The sequence below is a fragment of the Bradyrhizobium sp. USDA 4516 genome (genome assembly GCF_054055915.1).
In genome coordinates this window covers 4,977,468-4,995,642 of the sequence record NZ_JBSRXT010000001.1, presented here as the reverse complement: position 1 = coordinate 4,995,642, position 18,175 = coordinate 4,977,468, and the positions used below count along the sequence as shown (strand labels likewise).

General features: G+C 58.2%; 9 protein-coding genes and 1 pseudogene. 4 read left to right on the top strand and 6 right to left on the bottom strand.

Annotation, left to right across the window (positions count from 1 at the left end):
* Positions 1-156 precede the first annotated feature (156 nt).
* Both ACVI1L_RS23065 and ACVI1L_RS23060 read left to right on the top strand, forming a co-directional pair.
* Positions 157-1,536, top strand: a complete 1,380-nt coding sequence (locus ACVI1L_RS23065) for a hypothetical protein (RefSeq protein WP_456783845.1) — start codon at positions 157-159, stop codon at positions 1,534-1,536.
* Between the two features lie 920 nt (positions 1,537-2,456).
* Positions 2,457-2,891 carry an SET domain-containing protein gene (locus ACVI1L_RS23060; RefSeq protein ID WP_253640758.1) on the top strand — a complete coding sequence of 145 codons (435 nt, stop codon included), beginning with the start codon at positions 2,457-2,459 and terminating at the stop codon, positions 2,889-2,891.
* A 1,717-nt stretch (positions 2,892-4,608) separates the two neighbouring features.
* Here ACVI1L_RS23060 and ACVI1L_RS23055 read toward each other — a convergent pair.
* Together ACVI1L_RS23055 and ACVI1L_RS23050 are read right to left on the bottom strand one after the other, a co-directional pair.
* The gene (locus ACVI1L_RS23055) at positions 4,609-5,040 is read right to left on the bottom strand and encodes a hypothetical protein (RefSeq protein ID WP_253640759.1); all 432 of its coding nucleotides are present in this window, start codon (positions 5,038-5,040) and stop codon (positions 4,609-4,611) included.
* 1,161 nt (positions 5,041-6,201) lie between these two features.
* Complete coding sequence (locus ACVI1L_RS23050) at positions 6,202-9,615, bottom strand: autotransporter family protein (protein ID WP_253640760.1); 3,414 nt, start codon at positions 9,613-9,615, stop codon at positions 6,202-6,204.
* 912 nt (positions 9,616-10,527) lie between these two features.
* Between ACVI1L_RS23050 and ACVI1L_RS23045 the strand changes: the two are divergent.
* Together ACVI1L_RS23045 and ACVI1L_RS23040 are read left to right on the top strand one after the other, a co-directional pair.
* Positions 10,528-10,768 (top strand): annotated as a pseudogene (locus tag ACVI1L_RS23045) (MFS transporter); the annotation flags it as partial.
* Between the two features lie 234 nt (positions 10,769-11,002).
* Positions 11,003-11,230 (top strand): hypothetical protein, encoded by a 228-nt coding sequence (locus ACVI1L_RS23040; RefSeq protein WP_253640761.1) that lies wholly within the window; start codon positions 11,003-11,005, stop codon positions 11,228-11,230.
* Between the two features lie 310 nt (positions 11,231-11,540).
* Here the strand turns inward: ACVI1L_RS23040 and ACVI1L_RS23035 are convergent, their stop codons facing one another.
* The 4 genes from ACVI1L_RS23035 to ACVI1L_RS23020 form a co-directional block, all read right to left on the bottom strand.
* A complete protein-coding gene (locus ACVI1L_RS23035) occupies positions 11,541-12,848 on the bottom strand; it encodes a type II toxin-antitoxin system HipA family toxin (RefSeq protein WP_253640762.1) in 1,308 nt (435 codons plus the stop codon).
* Complete coding sequence (locus ACVI1L_RS23030; protein WP_050399954.1) at positions 12,848-13,102, bottom strand: helix-turn-helix domain-containing protein; 255 nt, start codon at positions 13,100-13,102, stop codon at positions 12,848-12,850. Before ACVI1L_RS23030 ends, ACVI1L_RS23035 begins: the two co-directional genes overlap by 1 nt.
* Before the next feature lie 227 nt (positions 13,103-13,329).
* On the bottom strand, positions 13,330-13,530 hold the full coding sequence (locus ACVI1L_RS23025; protein WP_253640763.1) for a hypothetical protein: 201 nt from the start codon (positions 13,528-13,530) through the stop codon (positions 13,330-13,332).
* 996 nt (positions 13,531-14,526) lie between these two features.
* Positions 14,527-17,874 (bottom strand): autotransporter outer membrane beta-barrel domain-containing protein, encoded by a 3,348-nt coding sequence (locus ACVI1L_RS23020; protein ID WP_456783844.1) that lies wholly within the window; start codon positions 17,872-17,874, stop codon positions 14,527-14,529.
* Between the last annotated feature and the right edge of the window lie 301 nt (positions 17,875-18,175).

The following is an 18,175-nucleotide window of genomic DNA, read 5'->3' as shown; positions in this document are numbered from 1 at the left end:
AGCGCGTCCCTCGGGTGAGTGTGGCAGTCGGGCTAGCCAATTTGGCTCTCTTAAATCCCTAAGTGCGTCAGCTTGTCGACAGCTGAACCTAATAGGCCGAGAACAGAGAGCGACACTATCTGCTCGGGATTGCGACCGACTCAAACGGGAGGTGACATGGACCCATTTAACAGCATCAACCCATTCAACCAAGATCGCGCTGCTCACAACGCCGCGGAGCCACAACCGCAACAGCAACAAGCGGCGTTTGAGCCGTACTTGGATGAAGTGCCGCAGCTTGATACCAGTGCCGTCGCAGGGGTTCCTGTTTCTCCAGGTCACTACTATCCTCGTTTATCCGACGAAGACCGTAGACTCACCGAGGCGTTGGAACTTGTGCACCATGGGGCCCGTGGTCCTCATCCCGAAGACGCAGGACGCCTCGGGGGCGCCGCCGCGCAGCACAGCGCGCCGCGAGAAGCTTTAAGTTGGCCGAACGAGCTGACTGCGGAACATCACGATCAGGATCCGCTGCGGGGGATGATGGGCGAAGCCATCCTAGCATCGTCTCTCATGCCAACCGCGCGCGATCACCAGGCACCGGATCCCGGAGAAGCCGTTCGTCACTTCAACTGGAGCGACGGTTACCAGCCGGCTGCGAATGAACGGACGGGGAGCACCTCCCTTTCAAGTCACGCGGCCCTCATGGGTGAGGATTTCAGCGGGCAGTTGAGTCCTGCGAAGAGGCAGAGGACGCTAAGCCATGCGGAACTGGATGCTATTGAGCGCCAGCTGAGCGAGCCGGGCAATTCAATGGCTCGTGTGCTGATGGAAAGCGCCGGCGCACCGTCGCCTTTCGGGCCAGCGGTCGGTTCGCCATTGGTCCTTCCTGAGGAAGGTTACGATCAGGATCGGCTGTGGGCGATGGCGGAAGACGCCGGCCCATCATCGTCTCTCGAGCCAACCGCGCGCCATCAGCAGACCCTGGATTTAGGAGCGGTCGTTCGTCCCTTCAACTTCCGGCAGGGCGACCAGCACGCGTCGGCTGCGCTTGACGGTAGCAGCATCCCGCCGAGCCAGGACAGCCGACCCAACAGTTTAGTGGTTCACACTGACCGCTACACCGCGCTGTTCGTGCCCGCGGCGACGATGAGGCGAAGCAGCCCACTCAATCCGTCAGGCGCTGCCATGCGTCCCGGCTTTCGACTGGAAGGCGTTCCGAACCCCAGTGCGCAGCCGGCGAATCGGGCCTCGCAAGCGCAGCTTGGACGGTCGACGGAAAAAGCCGCTCCGGCGTCCGCCAGGGCTGAGACGCCGTCCCCCGCGGCCCGCGAGATTTATGCTGCATCATGGGCCGTTCCCGAGGGCTTTTCGCACGGCACCCAACCCGCCCCGGACACGATGCTCTCGAAGCTCGGCCGCTGGGGCCTCTTGCCGGACGCGGCGCAGCCGGCAAAACAGTACGACATTCGTGGCGAGCGGTACACCGCCCTCTTGGGCCCGGGAGGGCCCAATGACGTTCGGCTCATCCATCACCCACGAATGGAGGCCGACTGACACTCCCGACGCTAGGAGCCCGTCCAGATAGCTCTGGTATCGGGCTTGTTAATGGACGATAGCTTGCTCCAGCGACTCTTGCGAGCTTGGCGACCTTATGGGCGGTGCAGATGAGCGCTCCCCGATGAACTTGCGCGCATCATCGCTCAGCGACTCCTCGTTCAACCGAACGGCCACCGCCTCTTGTTAGCAGGCCGCCAAAGCTGCGAAGAAACACCTACGGTGTTCTTCACGGCACGTTTGGCGGCATTGCCCTTCGTAAGGCCCTGCTCGAGCCCGAAATAAAGGAAGCATCCTCGGAGTAAAGAGGCTGCTTCCTGCCTCCCATTGAAACCCCGGTCGACTGAGCTGGCGGCACCCGACGACGACGGGTCAGGTGGTCCATCAGCCCCAGATGCATATCCTGGTCGTGGCCTTCCGCAAAAGCTCCTCTGGCCAACGGCGTCTGCGGCGTCGTCCATCCGCCTCGAGCCTATCAGTGCCGTATCTTCGGGATCAGCAATGGTCGGGATACCAGGCGCGATCGCCATCGCTCTAGCGCCCACCGATGACTTCCGCAGCTGAGCCAGTGCTGCGCCGACGTTGCCGCCAACGCCAGTGTCCTGGTTATAGCTCTTGACATCAGCATCCAGCGCCTCCGCGGAAAGCTGGCCAGCAATGCCCTTCCTATTTTTTGAGGCAGATAGTCGCTGAACCCTCTGAGCGCAATGCATAGATCATCCCAACTACGCCGCTGACGCTCGCCCAGTTCGCCGAGATCCTGATCCGACAGCAACAGCACCGAAAACAATGCAGAGATCGAAGAAAAATCGAAATCGTGGTGGATGCGCGATTAAACGACCCTACCAATTCTTGCAGGAGATTTGCGGGACTTAGGTCAGTTAGCGTGCTGGGTGTTAGTCACTTTTGGAGATATTTCAGTGTTGATTGTTGAAACCATTTTGAAGCCAGACCGCTTTGGCGGCATCGGACTTTTCTCTGCTGCTCTTTTACCTAAAGGCACATTGGTTTGGATTCATAATCCAATCGTTGACATTGCCGTGACGCCTGAACAGTACGAAGCCCTCCCTCCAACATTTCAAGCTTTACTTGACAAGCATGCCTATCCAAGAGACCGCGATGTTGATGATGGTGTTGTAGAGTACAATGCTGACAATGCCCGTTTCATGAATCACAGCAGTCAGCCAAACACATATCAAGACGATCATTGCCGAATTTTTACAGCCCGTGACGTACAACCGGGTGAAGAACTGACTTGCGATTACTTGTCTTTCGATCCACGGTGCGACTTATCGTGGGTTAAAGAGCTAGCGCCGAATCCTGGAGCCGGAAGGCGCCAGGCGGCGTTGGATTGAGTTTGCGGTCTGGCGACGTTGATTCCGTCGGCGAATTTAACACCGGGGAGAGTTTCGGCAGCGGTGTCCCTATCGAGACGACGCGAGTTGAAGACCATCGTGAGCGCGGTCTTGTTCGACGTCCCTCGGCCGCGCACGAATGCGCTTTCGATGACGTTGGTCCCCTCTACGCGGAGTTCACTACATCTGTTGTGCCAACCTAAGGCTTCGTTACTGGCTCGTTTTTTTACTCGCTAATTCCGCAACGCGTCCTGGCAGCGAAAACACTGGGCTGCGGTTACGATTCCCCCGTGAGTCTTTAAGGGATTTGGTGCGGCGTTCATGCAAAGCAGACCGTGGGAGCGGACGCTGCTGCCCCGAATGCCTCGACGACTTGATTGACGAGAGCAGCCCGGTTCGCGTGATCGATGTATTTGTCGATGCGCTCGGCTGAGATAGGCTTTGAGGTTGCGGAGCCGGCGGCGGTTGGCCATCGTACCATCCCTCGGCGCTCCTCAGGCTTTACATTTACGGCTATCTAAACCCGGGTGCGGTCGGGCCGGCGGCTGGAACGAGAGGCCGGGAATGTCGACGTGATGTGGCTGCTGGTTCGGCTCGCTCCCGATCACAGACGATTGCGGACTTCCGCAAGGACGACGGCCTGTCGCTGCGCAAGCTGTGTGCGAGCTTCGTCGAACTCTGCCAAGAAACGGGCCATCTGGCGGCGGCCAGCCGTCGCCATCGACGGTAGCAAGTTCAAGGCCGCGAACACCCCGGACAGGAACTTCACGCGCGCGAAGATGGAGCGACGGCGTGCTCTGTTGGAGGAGAGAGGCACGCTATCTGAGCCAAACACGGCCGAAGCCAAGAGCCGACAAGCCGCCGACCACGAAGGTGACGAGGCTTACCCACAAGCTGACAAAGCCGAAGGAAGGAAATGGACATGCTTGCTTTCTGCGAGAAGCAAATGCTTGCTTCACCAAGTGACCTGCCACTGAAGTTTCATCCAGCAGCGGTTAGGTACGCCAAGTGGCTTGCAGTGAGACTGAAGTTTGGACTCGAGAACTAGAGTTTTGCGCCTTGGTCACGTTGGCGGGCGGTTACGCCGACTGGTTTTTACGCCGACTGGTTTTGCAGCAAAATCGGCGGTCGATTGCCGATCGCCCCGTGAGCGACAGGTCCGCCATTGCAGCCACGGCACTTTATTGACATCGGCGAGGTGTTGATGTGGAGCTTTGAGTGCAAACTCGGCGCTCCCCCCGCCTCATTCCGACCGAAAGGCCGAGCCGAGGCAGAGGAAGCAGCATGACGAGGAGATCGTCGCATCCTTGCCGGGAGTGAAAAGGATCGTCCTCGCCGCTCACAGAAGCCTTCGATGCCCTGCAGCAACGTGACTATGCCGCCTTGCGCAGTTTGACAGGAGTCGCGCCAGTCACCAAGCGCTCGGGTAGGAGCTGCCTTGGATAGAAGGCAGGCTCCGCGCTTTTTGTCTTTATTCCTGCATAGTGACGTTTGGCATGCGAGCTGCTGAGCGGCTCATCGGCTTGGCTGTTTATCTTCACGCGTCTCCAGACAGTTGAAGCTTGGCGTAGAAAACTCGGCGCGGGTGGTGCCTCCAAACACCCGCGCGTCTTTTTCCGTTAACCCCAGGCCGCGGCGTTGGCCAAAGACGCTGTGGAGACCATTCCATGAATGTGAAGCCTTCCGAACGTGGCGAGTGTCTGCGCCCGTTGCCAGACTAGCGCCTTGACTTCGGTTTCCACCCGCGCCTCGCGCTGCAGTTGCCGGCATAACGCTTCGGTCGCGACCCGGGTAGTATTTGTATTTTATCGGTGTTCAGCTCGACGCTTTTTGCAACCTCGCCGCCAAACCATTCGCTAAACTGAGCTGGAATGATCCGAATGTTCTTTCGGCAGGCAGCCGACTGCAGCATCGCCTGAAGCGTCGTGCAGTTGTTTTTCAAGACCGCCGATTCGCCCGCCGGAATGACAGACTTTGCAAAAACCGTAACTGTTTTTGCAGAGGCTGTAATCTTGCGTGGAAATGCAACGCAGCGGAAGCCGTCCATGCCGTAGACGCATCTCATCTTTCGAAGCTCGATAGGCTGCCCAATGAACTCGGCGGGATCGGCACAAATGTCGTTCCACTCAACAAGCCGAAAATCATTCACGGTGGAAGTCACAACGAACCTGTTAGTTATCTCTGTTTCCGGCGAGCGAGGTACGTCGGCAGCGAGCGCGGGCCGCGGCGAACAGAGCGTGATTGCAGCTCCAAAAGAACACCATAGCAATCTACTGACTCGCACATTCGACATCAAAGCTGGCCCTTGTTTTAAGAATTCGCATCGTCAGCGCCATAACGGAGTATTTCGACTGAGCGGGTTGTGCATGAGCAAGAACCACACCAATGTTCTACGGCAGAGGCGACGAAGCGGCACGCCGCAGATGCGCGGGACAATCTATTATGTCTGACGACCTCACATCGCGCTGCGTTCCCTACACTCAGTCTCTTTCGACACTTGATGTAAGCGATTTAACGTGCGAGCTGCTCGACGAACCAGCAGCGTTTTTGGCAAGATGCAGGACCAAACCGGCTCGGAAGCACAGTGCATAGCCACCCTAAGACTACTGAAGCGGCCGACCGCGTTGAGCGACACCTCCCTTCGCGTGGACAGTGGGACAAGAGTCACTTCGAGGTCACGACCAAATGGTTGACTTCGAAGTTTAATCCGCCTTAAGACGAGGTTATCTCAACGCCGTATTGGACGATGGTTCGTTTGGTCCCGCCGGCCTATTCCCCGGGCACGCCGCAAAGGGGCTCCAGCCACTGCCGCTGCTTTTCCAGAGTTTGTCCGCAGCGCGCGAGCGTTTCTCCAGAGCCTCGGCCTCGCCAGGATGGCCGAATCCGTTGCGCGCATTCGCGCATGGCTTTGTCCAGCGCTGCCTGCCCGAAGCCATTGACTTGTCGCGCCGTTCGCGACCCGTTGCGTCGAGGCTTCCTTCCCGCAGGCGCTCGGTCCTTGGGCCCCCAACGTTCCTTTGGAATTCAGCTGGATCTCCGGCTCACGCTCGGTGATCATGCGAGCCGGAGTCGGACGGCCGCTCGATCCCACCCGACGCTTGAGGCGCTCTAGACGATGTCGGAAGATCGTCAGCGTTGATGCAAATGCTGCTTGCCCTCGAGAGAGTTCGCTCCGACATCCCGCGCGGAAGTCAGCACCGGCGTTCAAGCAGGCTAGCCTCGATCGTGAGCGCCAGCCTCTCGTCGAGGAAACCTGGATTGAAATAACGAGATCTCATTGCTGTGTAGCACGCGGGCGAAATGCATTGCATCAGAACTTCACATTGAAGGTGGCATTCAGTCCGTTCTGGGTGATGCCTGAACCGAACTGACCCTGGTAGGCGATGCCAAGAGTGCTGTTGCTCGAAAGCTGGAAGTCCAAACCGGATTCGACGAGTGCCACGTCCTTGCCGATGGATAGGCCTGAAGCTGCAAAAGGGCTGGATCCAGCAGCAAAGCTGGCTGTCGACAGCGGAATGAGGTCGCCTACGGCATGACGCCAGCCAATATCGGCTCGCGCAGTCGTGGCTATCTGGCCAAGTTGAAAACGGGTGGTCGCGTAGACGCCGAGCGTGGAGAGCGTCGTATCCAGCGTGCCAGCGTGAACACTAAGCGCCGCTCCGTTCAACCCCCTCTCGCTAAAGCTATCCGTCGCCGCGCGAACATGGGCGAGATTGGCATAGGGCTCGATCACCGACCCGTCACCGAGATGGACTTTATAGCCGAGTTCTCCAAAAATCTGGAACGTGCCTGCATCGTAATCCGAGATCAAGTTGTCGTTGAACCCTGGGAACCTCACGTTGCGGCTCATCTCGAGATCGTGCCATGTATAGGCAAGGCCTGAACGGAAGGCGATGGCCCCTTCTGGCACGGTCCACTCGGTGCCGGCATAGGTCCCGAACGTGTAATTGTCGCTGCGGCCTGACGACGAGGCCGCGCCGACCTTGAAAATGGAACGGCTATAGCCTGCAACAACACCGACCCGCCAGTCGTCAAATGCCGACGTGTCGATCCCGGTCATGAGGCCGCTGATGGTGGATCTGGTGCTCGCACCATTGTTATCGCCCGATTGGGTCGTCCATCCGCCAAAGGCAGAAGCCCACGCTGCATACCCCTGCAGGTCATAAGAGGGCAGGCCAGACGAAGCCGGGCCGACCAGGCCTGTAGCAGAGGCAGAATTGCCGCGCGACCACTTCTGCTCAGGACCATAACCCATCACCGCCATCGCCGAGGTTGGCGCGCCGTCAAACGCCTGTTCGAGACGGTTGTAGACTGCCGAACGCGCATAGTAGCTGTCATTGACACGTCTGCCCTGCTCGGACGCATAGATGGACGGCGAAAGCTGACGCAGCCCAGATGTCACCGCCGTGCCGTCCGGCGCGGAAAAGTCGAGCGCCGCGAGAAGCGGGTGCAGCCCTGTAGCTGCGTTGCCAGCTACTCGATCGAGCGCCGCGCCCACCTGGCGGCTGTTGGCGTCGGTCCCATAACGCGAATAGGCATCGGATGGGCGGGAGAGTGTCAAGGCGTAGGTGTTGTCGCCTTGAGCCGTTGCACTCGCCAGCAAGGTGGGCGATTGCAGCGATGTCGTCACGTTCGTGAACGAGCCTGTGAGATTTGTCGCATTCAGCCACTGATCGGAGGAGACGTTAAAGCCGTTACCATACCAGCCACGCTGCGGGGTGATCGTGAGCGTACCATCGAGCGTCGTATTGCCATTCACCACGAGATGGCTGAACGCGCCAGCATCGTTTACGGCGACCTGCAAGCGACCGGTCGAGGTTTGCAGATAGTCGCCATACACCTTGATGCTGTTGTCCAGACCGTTGATGAGGGGCGCGACAGCACCGCTGTTGGTGAAGCGACCACTAGCATTGAGCAGATAACTGCCGTTACCGGACAGGGTTGCACCTTGCGCGACACTTGCATCGTACACCGCGTGATTGCCAGTCAATGTCGTGGCGCCACCGGCGAACTGCAGCGAAAGATTGTTACGTCCAACGATATTACCGTCGTAGCGGGTTGCAAAATTTGTGTCGGGCTCCTGCGTTGAGTGATCGTTCGCATCAGGCTTCAACCCGAACGTTAATTTGGTCAGACGCGGAGCACCGTTCTCGTCAAGCTGGTTGTAGTCAGACAAGATGTCCCCCGACAATGCAGAGCCACGCATCACATTGATCTCGCCGACGTAACCATTGTTCGACATGTACATCGCTGCATGACTGCCAGCCAGTCGCCCGGTCAGATCGAACTTGCTGACGAGCGGACCTGCGATCTCGTTCAGCATCGGGGCTTGGTTATTGCCAATCGTGCGAATATACGAACCACGATATTCATAGTAATTGCCCATCGCATTGTTGCCAAAGTCGAAACTTGCCGCGATGCCATGCTCACCGAGAGCCTGCACATCGCCACGCTGAGTCAGTGTGTGGTCCTTGCCATAGGCGAACATAACACCGCGCCCATAGGCGCCGTCGGCGTACACACGGGTCCCGGACGGAATTGTGATCTGATTGTTTTCGCCGTCGACGCGGATGCCGGAGCCCCCTGCTCCTTTCGAAAGCAGGTCGGCGCGCTGGACCACAGTGTTGCCGCTGCCATAGACGTGCAGTCCCAGTCCGAGAGTAGCCGTATTGTACGTATTTGGCAGATAGGCGGTACCCTCAGCATTCCGAGCGAAGAACGGATTGTCGTTTATCAGATCGCGACCGGTGCCATAGATGGAGTAACCAAATAGACCACGCCGATCAATGCTTTGGCCGATGTCCTGGAAGGCGGCGATCTCCGCCTCCATCGGGGCGGTGTAGTTCCGGTATTGCTGGTGGCTCAACAGGCTGTTCTTAAGCTCGCTATGCGAGACAAAGGGGACATCCAGCCGGCCGTCCTCAGTCATCACTCGAACGGGAATACCTGGCATGGCACCGGCCAGCACTTCACTCACATGCTTCCCGGCAAAATAGCCCCGATCGTGGCGCAGGTCGAAAACGTCCTCAGCTGGCGAGTTCACGCACAGCGAGCAATAGATCACCTGCCCCGGCCTGGCTTGTTTGCCGTTGTCGTCATACAAATGGTTAGTCCAGGCATTTATCGCATTAGGGAAGTACGGCGATATCGGCTCGGTGCGCCAACCATCATAACCGTCAATGGTACCGGCCATTCCCAGCTGATGAGCGAACTCATGAATCATAACAGGTGCCAGGCCGATCTTCGGCGTCATTGGCAATTGCGAAGGAATGTATGCTTCGGATGAAAATCCCATTTCGCCGATCGCAATCATACCATGTGCGCCATGGTTCAACTCGCCCGGATTCTGACCGGTGACTGCCGCCTGCACCTTGTTCTCGCCATCAGGCGAGCTCTGGACTGAGGCCCATGCCGTGTTGCCCTGAATTCCGCCGATGTTGACGACGGCCGGCGACTGCCCGGGTTTGACCCTTATGATTTCGGCCCAATAGCGGATCGCTGCCAGCGAATGGTCCGTTTCCCATTGCGCTAGATCCCGAGCTGAATACGCCGGCTCGCTACCTCCGCCACAACAGAAAGGGCCATCTCCGGGACCGAATATCCGTGCTCGGATAAAGGACACGCCGTTCGAATCCCTAACATCGTAAGTTTCAACCGCTCTACTGGGAGAATCCAGCAAGGCACTAGCCGCAAGCACGATGGTCGTAATTGTCTTCGTCTTCATTTACAGATTCTGTTCGAGGTCTTGATTGCCGGCGTGCTTCGCCGTCCAACTTGGAGCGCGCGTGCACGCAGATGCGCCAGCGAAGCGCAGCCGTCATTGATCGGACATCGGCCTTGCGCCTTCGTAGCCCGAGTCTGACGGCAGAACTTCAATTCAAAAGGAAGGCTAGCTCTCTGCAGGGAAGCCAGCCTTGATGAAGTCAAGTCAATTCACAAGTATGTCCCTCATTGCTGGTGACTTTGATTTCAACTTCCTCAAACTCAAGCTCTGGCACTTCACGCTTGCTATTTGCGATCCGCCGAGCCGCGGCTCGCCTGAGCGATGATGACCGCCCGATGCTTCGCGGCCGTGGCCGATGTCGAGCGTTTTCATGGGCCCCGTTAACAATGCGAGCTCCTATTGTCTTTTGATCGCAGACAGATCCTGCATTCTGCAGCGCCAATCCCGACAAAGCAGGCGACTGCACGCAACTAACAAGCAGCGGAGCAAAAGCCGGGCCAAATCGCCTGATGCCTTCGCCGTGCGCAAACAGATGAACGCAGCAACGCCGCGCGGCGGCCCTTCTGCGTGAAAACGGGCGATGCCTGTGCGTCGCCCGCCAATGTTGTCGCAAACTCGCCATTGCACAGGAGCAAAACGACTGCCACGCCTGACAATTGCAGCGCGCCCTGTTCATCTTTGCTGGCGATCGCCGTGATCGGTTCAAGGTTTGAATGGGGCGCAAGAGGCAGGCATTTTTGTTACACTCATCGTCGTGAGCTTCGCCCTGGCATGCGTCAGGCAGATGTAGAGCACCGGGACGTAAGCCCGGCCACCTCAAGCTAGACGACGCGTAGGGCAACTGAAATGCAGCGTGCGCGACCTGACTGGTCGAAATGCTCGGCCGGCGATCGAACTCCAGACGGATCGAGGATGGCTAGGCAGTTTACTGGGGAGAAGCCGGAGCCCGTCCTCTTTCCGGCAGACGAACGCTTGACCGGCCGCGCCGTGTGGGGAGCAACCATCGGCAATATTCTCGAGTTCTACGACTTCGGAACCTATGGCTTTTTCGCCATCCAGATCGGTCATGCATGCTTCCCGGCAAGCGACCCGTTGCCAGCCTCATGCTGTCGCTCGCAACCTTCGGCGCTGATTTGTGACCACGCCGATCGGGCCATTCTGCTCGGCTCGCCGGCGCTTCCAATAGAACAAAGCCGTCCGCCATTGTCTTGTACGAGCATGGCAGAGTCCTTTGGCAACTCCTTTACTGTTGTCGCCGTGACGGCCGACAATGTCTCGGCGGACGGGCCAGAGCAGCGAATCTGGATCGCATTCGCCAAACCGAGCCAGGCTTCGACATTAGTGCTCACCGCTGCCCCCCGAAGGTTGGACAGCGGTGGTTGTGGACATGGAATTGACGGACAAAGAGCGACGAACGTTCGAGGAACTTAACGTCAAGCTCGGCGATGTTTACCGATTGAGGAAGTATAGCCAGCTGCATCGCAGCTACCTATTCAACGCTTACGCCGTTTGCTCTCAGCCTATTCGCGGCCTTAAGCTGGTCTGCGATGTGATCGGAGATGTCGCCGATTTCAGCTTGCAAGTCGGCCTGGATGTTCGGAAACCGAGCCCGTAATAGCGAGACTCAGCCCGTTCGTTGAATATCTCAAGTGCGGCCCGAATCGAGCTCCTCTGGAGCGATCGGGCCATCATAGCGGGAACACCCTGGAGCGCGCGGGGCTGGCGTTGCTGGTGACCATGATCATCATCGGCGCGCCGATCATCGCGTTCCGGCAATTCTGGCGCCGGCGCCGCCGACGGCGATCATGGGCGCGATGATCGCCTGTCGACATTGATGCCGACGCCGACGATCCTCATGCTGCTGGTGCCGGTGTTGGTGCCACCAGCGCTGGCCCGCTCGCACGCAGCCCCTTAGGCTGAAAGTGTCAACGGTCGTTTATAAGACCGATGCGGCGAATAGCGGCGACTCTTATCGAGTCTGCCAATTCTTTGGGAAAGCCTTTGGGGAGGTCCTTTATCACTTTCGCAAAGGCTGCCTCGAAGTTTTCGACGAGATCCTCAAAGATTGCGTGGACTACGGCCGGTCCAACGCCGGAGATTTCGGCGGTCTGTAGGAAATGACGCGGCAAAATATCAGTCATTCCGTAGTGGCGATTTTTGCCGACCGACATTGCAAGTTTAAAAGCTTTGCGCTGAATTTGTCCGGCGTCGAGGCTTGGTTGCGCGCTCAAGACATCATAAAGCGGCGTGAGCCGGAAGCGCCCGCCGGGGCTCAGGAATAGGCTAAAATTCTTGGCGTGTCCGTCAGTTGCGCCGATGAGCCAGAACACGATGCTGGCCCGCAAAAATGTCGCGATGTCTTCGGTCGGTTCATCGCTACCCTTGAGGAGTTGCAGGATGTCTTTCATGCCGGGGCCGCCATCCGATTGATATTTCCGGGTGGTGGGTACGGATAGAGCCTGGCAGCAATCTTCCTGAGGAAGGCGCAGCAACCTTTTATCATTGGTCCAGCGCCTATCGAAGCGCTCGACAATCAACGTGCGGCGACCACCAAAATCGGCGATCTCGACGTTCGCCGTTGGTACGCCAAGCGCGGCCAGCAGCTTAAGGCAGAAATATTCGTTCTCGACGCTGTTCGAGAGATCGATCCCGTTCGGCAAACGACCGATTTGCGGTTTGAGAATGTGCGTCGTCGCCGTGGTACCAGTCGGCTTGTACCATTTGCCATCTCGCCGCAGCAGGGCGGTCTTCTCCTGGGCACCAGCGATGGAAATCCGGAAATCGTCGTCTTCCCCCATCCCAAGTGGAGCGCTCGCAAGGTTCTTGATGATGGCGGCGACATCGCGGTCGGTGACAGCGTTCCCTTCGATCGTACCGGCAGGTCCAGGATCGACACGCTGTGGAAGAAACTGGAGCGCACCAACGCAATCATGCCCGAGTGCAAAGAGCATGCTGTAGGCGTCAGTACCTTTTGCCCCCACCCGCTCCGCGACTCGTTTGCGTATCTGTTCGCTATCGGGCAACAGGTTGTCAAACACGGCGATTACAGGTGCGCCGATATAGCGGTCTTCGCGCAAGGGCAGCGATAGCGAGATTGGGAAGGTCGATTCCCAGGAGAGCCATTGCGGAGTGTAACGAAAGTCGATCGCACCGCTGGACTCGCGCCGGAGCATGCCTGCCAGGCGTGCGTTGACGAACACATTCAGGGGCGCGTTTGCTGGAGGCCGGCCCATCAGAAAATGTCCTCGATGTCAGTCGAGGTGGCCTTGCTGCGGGTACGGACCACCAGTTCAAGATTGAGCGCGGCCAGCGCCTCCATGAGGGTGTGGAGCTGAATGGCAGGCTCGCCCGCTTCCAGTCGGGATACGGTGCCCTGACGCAGATGGATCTGCTTTCCTAAGCCTGACTGGGTAAGTCCGGCCTGTCGGCGAGCCCGCCGTAGAATGGCGCCGAGTTGCTTTTCCGTACGAGCAATATGCTGCGTCATGTGAATCTCCGCGTTCAATATACGCATATCCGTATATATCGTCAATATACGCAAATCCGTATATTACAGAAATATACGCGTTAGCGTATATAACACAGATATACGCGATCGCGTATCGGCTATTCTCGATTGCGGGCGTGCGGGATGGTGCTTGGCAAGTCAGTGTTCGGCAACATTCCAAAATGTCATCGATCGCCGCCATCAATGCTGCCGTACTCGAGGCGTGCTTATCGGTCGTGCCAGATGGTCGCAAAGACGCATCCGCTGTTGGGATCGAAAAATGCGGCTTGCTCGTCCTTCTTGATCTCCTTGCGCTTGGCCCGAAGCAACTGAACAAGACAGCGTCCCTCACCTGCATTGACCAGAAAGTGGCCGGTCGGTTTGTCCTTGGGGCCGCGTTCGGGTTCGACGACAGGAAATTGCAGCATGCCGAGGATGCGATATTGGCGGCGAGAGCTTCGACTTCAGCCTTTCGAATTTGGCATCTTACGAGCATTCTTGGGCGACTTCTTCAGTTTGCCGCGCGGCACCATCACGACGGACTGCGGCGGAGGTCTTGGTTCTGTTGTTTTTCTCCTTAAGGCTGAGGTTGCGCGCGGCAAAAAGCCGCCATAAGCCCTGCCTCGCGGCGAGTAGCGAGGTGTGCAAGGCGCAAGGGCTGAAGGAAGTTGGAACAACTTTTTTAGGGCACCGCGCGGAGCGTGGGGGAGCCAAAACCGAAGGCCTGCGCCGCGCTGAAGGGCCGCGCCCCTAAGCTGCTGCCGCGGCAGCAGCGATACAGTGCTTTAGAGTACTAAAGGCGCGCAGAGCTTGAGAATAGAAGTATTTCCAAAGCCTCGGGGAGAGTGGTGCTCCGGCGGCACCGGCCTTTGAGCGGCACCCGTCTAACGCGGCAGCGATAGCGACGGCGGCCGGCCGCCGGCCCGCTTCAGCGAGTGCCCCCGGCGAGGAGAACCTTATGTCTTCGCGAGTGATCGCGACCCGAAGGGCCGAGACAGCATGCTCGGTGAGCTGGCGCATAGACGAGGTCGTCGCTGCGTATAATTGCGATCTGCGCAGCGCCCTCAAGGTCCTGTTGCTCGCCAATGAGCAGTTGGAGCACATTCTGAACTGTTTGAACGCCGAATTGAACGAGCATATGCAGCGGCATCATCGACAGCAGACGTTGCATTAGCCGGCAAAGTTCGAGTTTGGACCCCCGATCCCCCTAAGCTTTTCGGCGGCAAATGATCTTACTTCGCGCCACCTCAGGCGGGCGCGGCGCCGCGATGTCGCGGCATGTCTTCGGCTGGTGGACCGCTGCGAGACGCCGGCGGCGGCGTTCAGGTGAGCTCGATGGCTGGCCGAGTTTTGGCCGACGAGATGTGGACAGAAATCAACATGGTTCACTGCACAGCGGCGCCGAAGCCACGCATCCCCATTCATCAGAACTTCACGTTGAAGGTAGCATTCAGTCCGTTCTGGGTGATGCCTGAACCGAACTGACCCTGGTAGGCGATGCCAAGAGTGCTGTTGCTCGAAAGCTGGAAGTCCAAACCGGATTCGACGAGTGCCACGTCCTTGCCAATGGATAGGCCTGAAGCTGCAAAAGGGCTGGATCCAGCAGCAAAGCTGGCTGTCGACAGCGGAATGAGGTCGCCTATGGCATGACGCCAGCCAATATCGGCTCGCGCAGTCGTGGCTATCTGGCCAAGTTGAAAACGGGTGGTCGCGTAGACGCCGAGCGTGGAGAGCGTCGTATCCAGCGTGCCAGCGTGAACACTAAGCGCCGCTCCGTTCAACCCCCTCTCGCTAAAGCTGTCCGTCGCCGCGCGAACATAGGCGAGACTAGCATAGGGCTCGATCACCGAATACTTACCGAGATGGACTTTATAGCCGAGTTCTCCAAAAATCTGGAACGTGCCTGCATCGTAATCCGAGATCAAGTTGTCGTTGAAGCCTGGGAACCTCACGTTGCGGCTCATCTCAAGATCGTGCCATGTATAGGCAAGTCCTGAGCGGAAGGCGATGGCCCCTTCCGGCACGGTCCACTCGGTGCCGGCATAGGTCCCGAACGTGTAATTGTCGCTGCGGCCTGACGACGAGGCCGCGCCGACCTTGAAAATGGAACGGCTATAGCCTGCAACAACACCGACCCGCCAGTCGTCAAATGCCGACGTGTCGATCCCGGTCATGAGGCCGCTGATGGTGGATCTGGTGCTCGCACCATTGTTATCGCCCGATTGGGTCGTCCATCCGCCAAAGGCAGAAGCCCACGCTGCATACCCCTGCAGGTCATAAGAGGGCAGGCCAGACGAAGCCGGGCCGACCAGGCCTGTGGCAGAGGCAGAATTGCCGCGCGACCACCTCTGCTCAGGACCACAACCCATCACCGCCATCGCTGAGGTTGGCGCGCCGCCAAACGCCTGTTCGAGACGGTTGTAGACTGCCGAACGCGCATAGTAGCTGTCATTGACACGTCTGCCCTGCTCCGACGCATAGATGGACGGAGAAAGTTGACGCAGCCCAGATGTCACCGCCGTGCCGTCCGGTGCGGAAAAGTCGAGCGCTGCGACGAGTGGGTGCAGCCCTGTAGCTGCGTTGCCAGCTACTCGATCGAGCGCCGTGCCCACCTGGCGGCTGTTGGCGTCGGTCCCATAACGCGAATAGGCATCGGATGGGCGGGAGAGTGTCAAGGCGTAGGTGTTGTCGCCTTGAGCCGTTGCACTCGCCAGCAAGGTTGGCGATTGCAGGGCTGTCGTCACGTTCGCGAACGAGCCTGTGAGATTTGTTGCATTCAGCCACTGATCGGAGGAGACGTTAAAGCCGCTGCCATACCAGCCGCGCTGCGGGGTGATCGTGAGCGTACCGTCGAGCGTCGCATTGCCATTCACCACGAGATGGCTGAACGCGCCAGCATCGTTTACGGCGACCTGCAAGCGACCGGTCGAGGTTTGCAGATAGTCGCCATTCACCTTGATGCTGTTGCCCAGACCGTTGATGAGGGGCGCGACAGCACCGCTGTTGGTGAAGCGACCGTTGGCATTGAGCAGATAACTGCCGCTACCGGCCAAGATTGCGTCTTGTGCGACACTTGCCTCGTACAGCTCGTGATTGCCAGTCAATGTCGTGGCGCCACCGGCGAACTGCAGCGAAAGATTGTTACGTCCAACGATATTACCGTCGTAGCGGGTTACAAAATGTGCGTCTGGCTCCTGCGTTGAGTGACCGTTCGCATCAGGCTTCAACCCGAACGTTAATTTGGTCAGACGCGGAGCACCGTTCTCGTCAAGCTGGTTGTAGTCAGACAAGATGTCCCCCGACAATGCAGAGCCACGCATCACATTGATCTCGCCGACGTAACCATTGTTCGACATGTACATCGCTGCATGACTGCCAGCCAGTCGCCCGGTCAGATCGAACTTGCTGACGAGCGGACCTGCGATCTCGTTCAGCATCGGGGCTTGGTTATTGCCAATCGTGCGAATATACGAACCACGATATTCACGGTCATTGCCCACCACATTGTTACCAAAATCGAAACTTGCCGCGATGCCATGCTCACCGAGAGCCTGCACATCGCCACGCTGAGTCAGTGTGTGATCCTTGCCATAGGCGAACATGACACCGCGCCCATAGGCGCCGTCGGCATACACGCGGGTTCCGGGCGGAATTGTGATCTGATTGTTTTCGCCGTCGACGCGGATGCCGGCGCCCCCTGCTCCTTTCGAAAGCAGGTCGGCGCGCTGGACCACAGTGTTGCCGCTGCCATAGACGTGCAGTCCCAGTCCGAGCGTAGCTGTATTGTATGTATTTGGCAGATAGGCGCTACCCTCAGCACTGCGAGCGAAGAAGGGATTGTCATTGACCAGATTTTGGCCGTTTCCGTAGATGGAGAACCCGAACAAATTGCGCCGATCGATAGTGTAACCTATATCTTGAAACGCGGCGATCTCCGCTTCCATTAGGGCGGTGTAGTTCCGGTATCGCTGATGACTCATCAAACTGTTCTTCAGTTCGCTGTGCGCCATAAAGTCCGTCGATCGCAGCGGAATACCTGGCAGGGCACCGGCCAGCACTTCGCTCACATGCTCCCCTCTGAAATAGCCTTGTTCACGTCGCAGATCGAAAACGTCGGCAGCTGGCTGGTTCGGGCATTGGGAACAATATATCGCCTGCCCCGGCTGAGCCTGTTTGCCATTGTCATCGTACAAATGACTCGTCCACCGATTTATCGTTTCGGAAATATACAGCCCGTCGGCACGACCAATGAAGGCAGCACCAGTCATACCGAGCAGATGCGCGTTCTCGTGCACGCTAACGGCTGAAAGGTTTGTGCTCGGTGTCATAGACACTTGGGACGGGACGTAGGTGTACGGTGAAAATCCCATCTGGCCGATGCCGATCGCGCCATGAGCACCAGATTCAAGTTCGCCCGGATCCTGACCGGTGAGCGCAGCCTGCACCTTCGTGCCGGCTCCATGAGAAGGGGACATGCCCCAGGCATTGTTATCGTAGTCCGCGCTGATACTAATAATCGCTGGCGATTGACCAGGGATGACCTTGATGATTTCCGCCCAATACCGAATCCCGGTAAGCACCTGACCTATCTCCCAACGAGACAAATTGCGCGATGAAGATCCCGGATCGGCCTCGTCGGCACTGAGTATGCGGACCCGCATGAACGGCACACCGTTCGAATCAGCGACATCGTAAATTTCGACGGCCCTACTGGGCGACCCCAGCACCGCTGTAACTGTAAGCACGACGGCGGCGATTGTCTTCGTATTCATACTACCCATTCTATTCGAGGCGTTGATTGCGGCGCGGTTGCCATCACACGTTCGACCATGCGCACGCGTGATGCGCTTGAGCAAAGCGCGCCTGCCGTTGATCAAACACTGGCTGTGCACATTCACGGCGACAACCTGACGGCCGCGCCGCAATATCAAAGGAAAGCTCCTCCCGTGGAGGAGACCTGATGAATCCGGGTCAACTCACAGAGGCGCGCTCGCTGATGACGTTTACTTCCATTTCCTGGAGCTCAGTGTCCGGTGCATGAGGTTCGCCATGTGCGTCCGGCTGAACGCGGCC

Coding starts and splice junctions, on each gene's coding strand:
- ACVI1L_RS23065 (WP_456783845.1), top strand. CDS start 157: ATGGACCCATTTAACAGCATCAACCCATTCAACCAAGATCGCGCTGCT.
- ACVI1L_RS23050 (WP_253640760.1), bottom strand. CDS start 9,615: ATGAAGACGAAGACAATTACGACCATCGTGCTTGCGGCTAGTGCCTTG.
- ACVI1L_RS23040 (WP_253640761.1), top strand. CDS start 11,003: ATGGAATTGACGGACAAAGAGCGACGAACGTTCGAGGAACTTAACGTC.
- ACVI1L_RS23035 (WP_253640762.1), bottom strand. CDS start 12,848: ATGGGCCGGCCTCCAGCAAACGCGCCCCTGAATGTGTTCGTCAACGCA.
- ACVI1L_RS23030 (WP_050399954.1), bottom strand. CDS start 13,102: ATGACGCAGCATATTGCTCGTACGGAAAAGCAACTCGGCGCCATTCTA.
- ACVI1L_RS23025 (WP_253640763.1), bottom strand. CDS start 13,530: ATGCTGCAATTTCCTGTCGTCGAACCCGAACGCGGCCCCAAGGACAAA.
- ACVI1L_RS23020 (WP_456783844.1), bottom strand. CDS start 17,874: ATGAATACGAAGACAATCGCCGCCGTCGTGCTTACAGTTACAGCGGTG.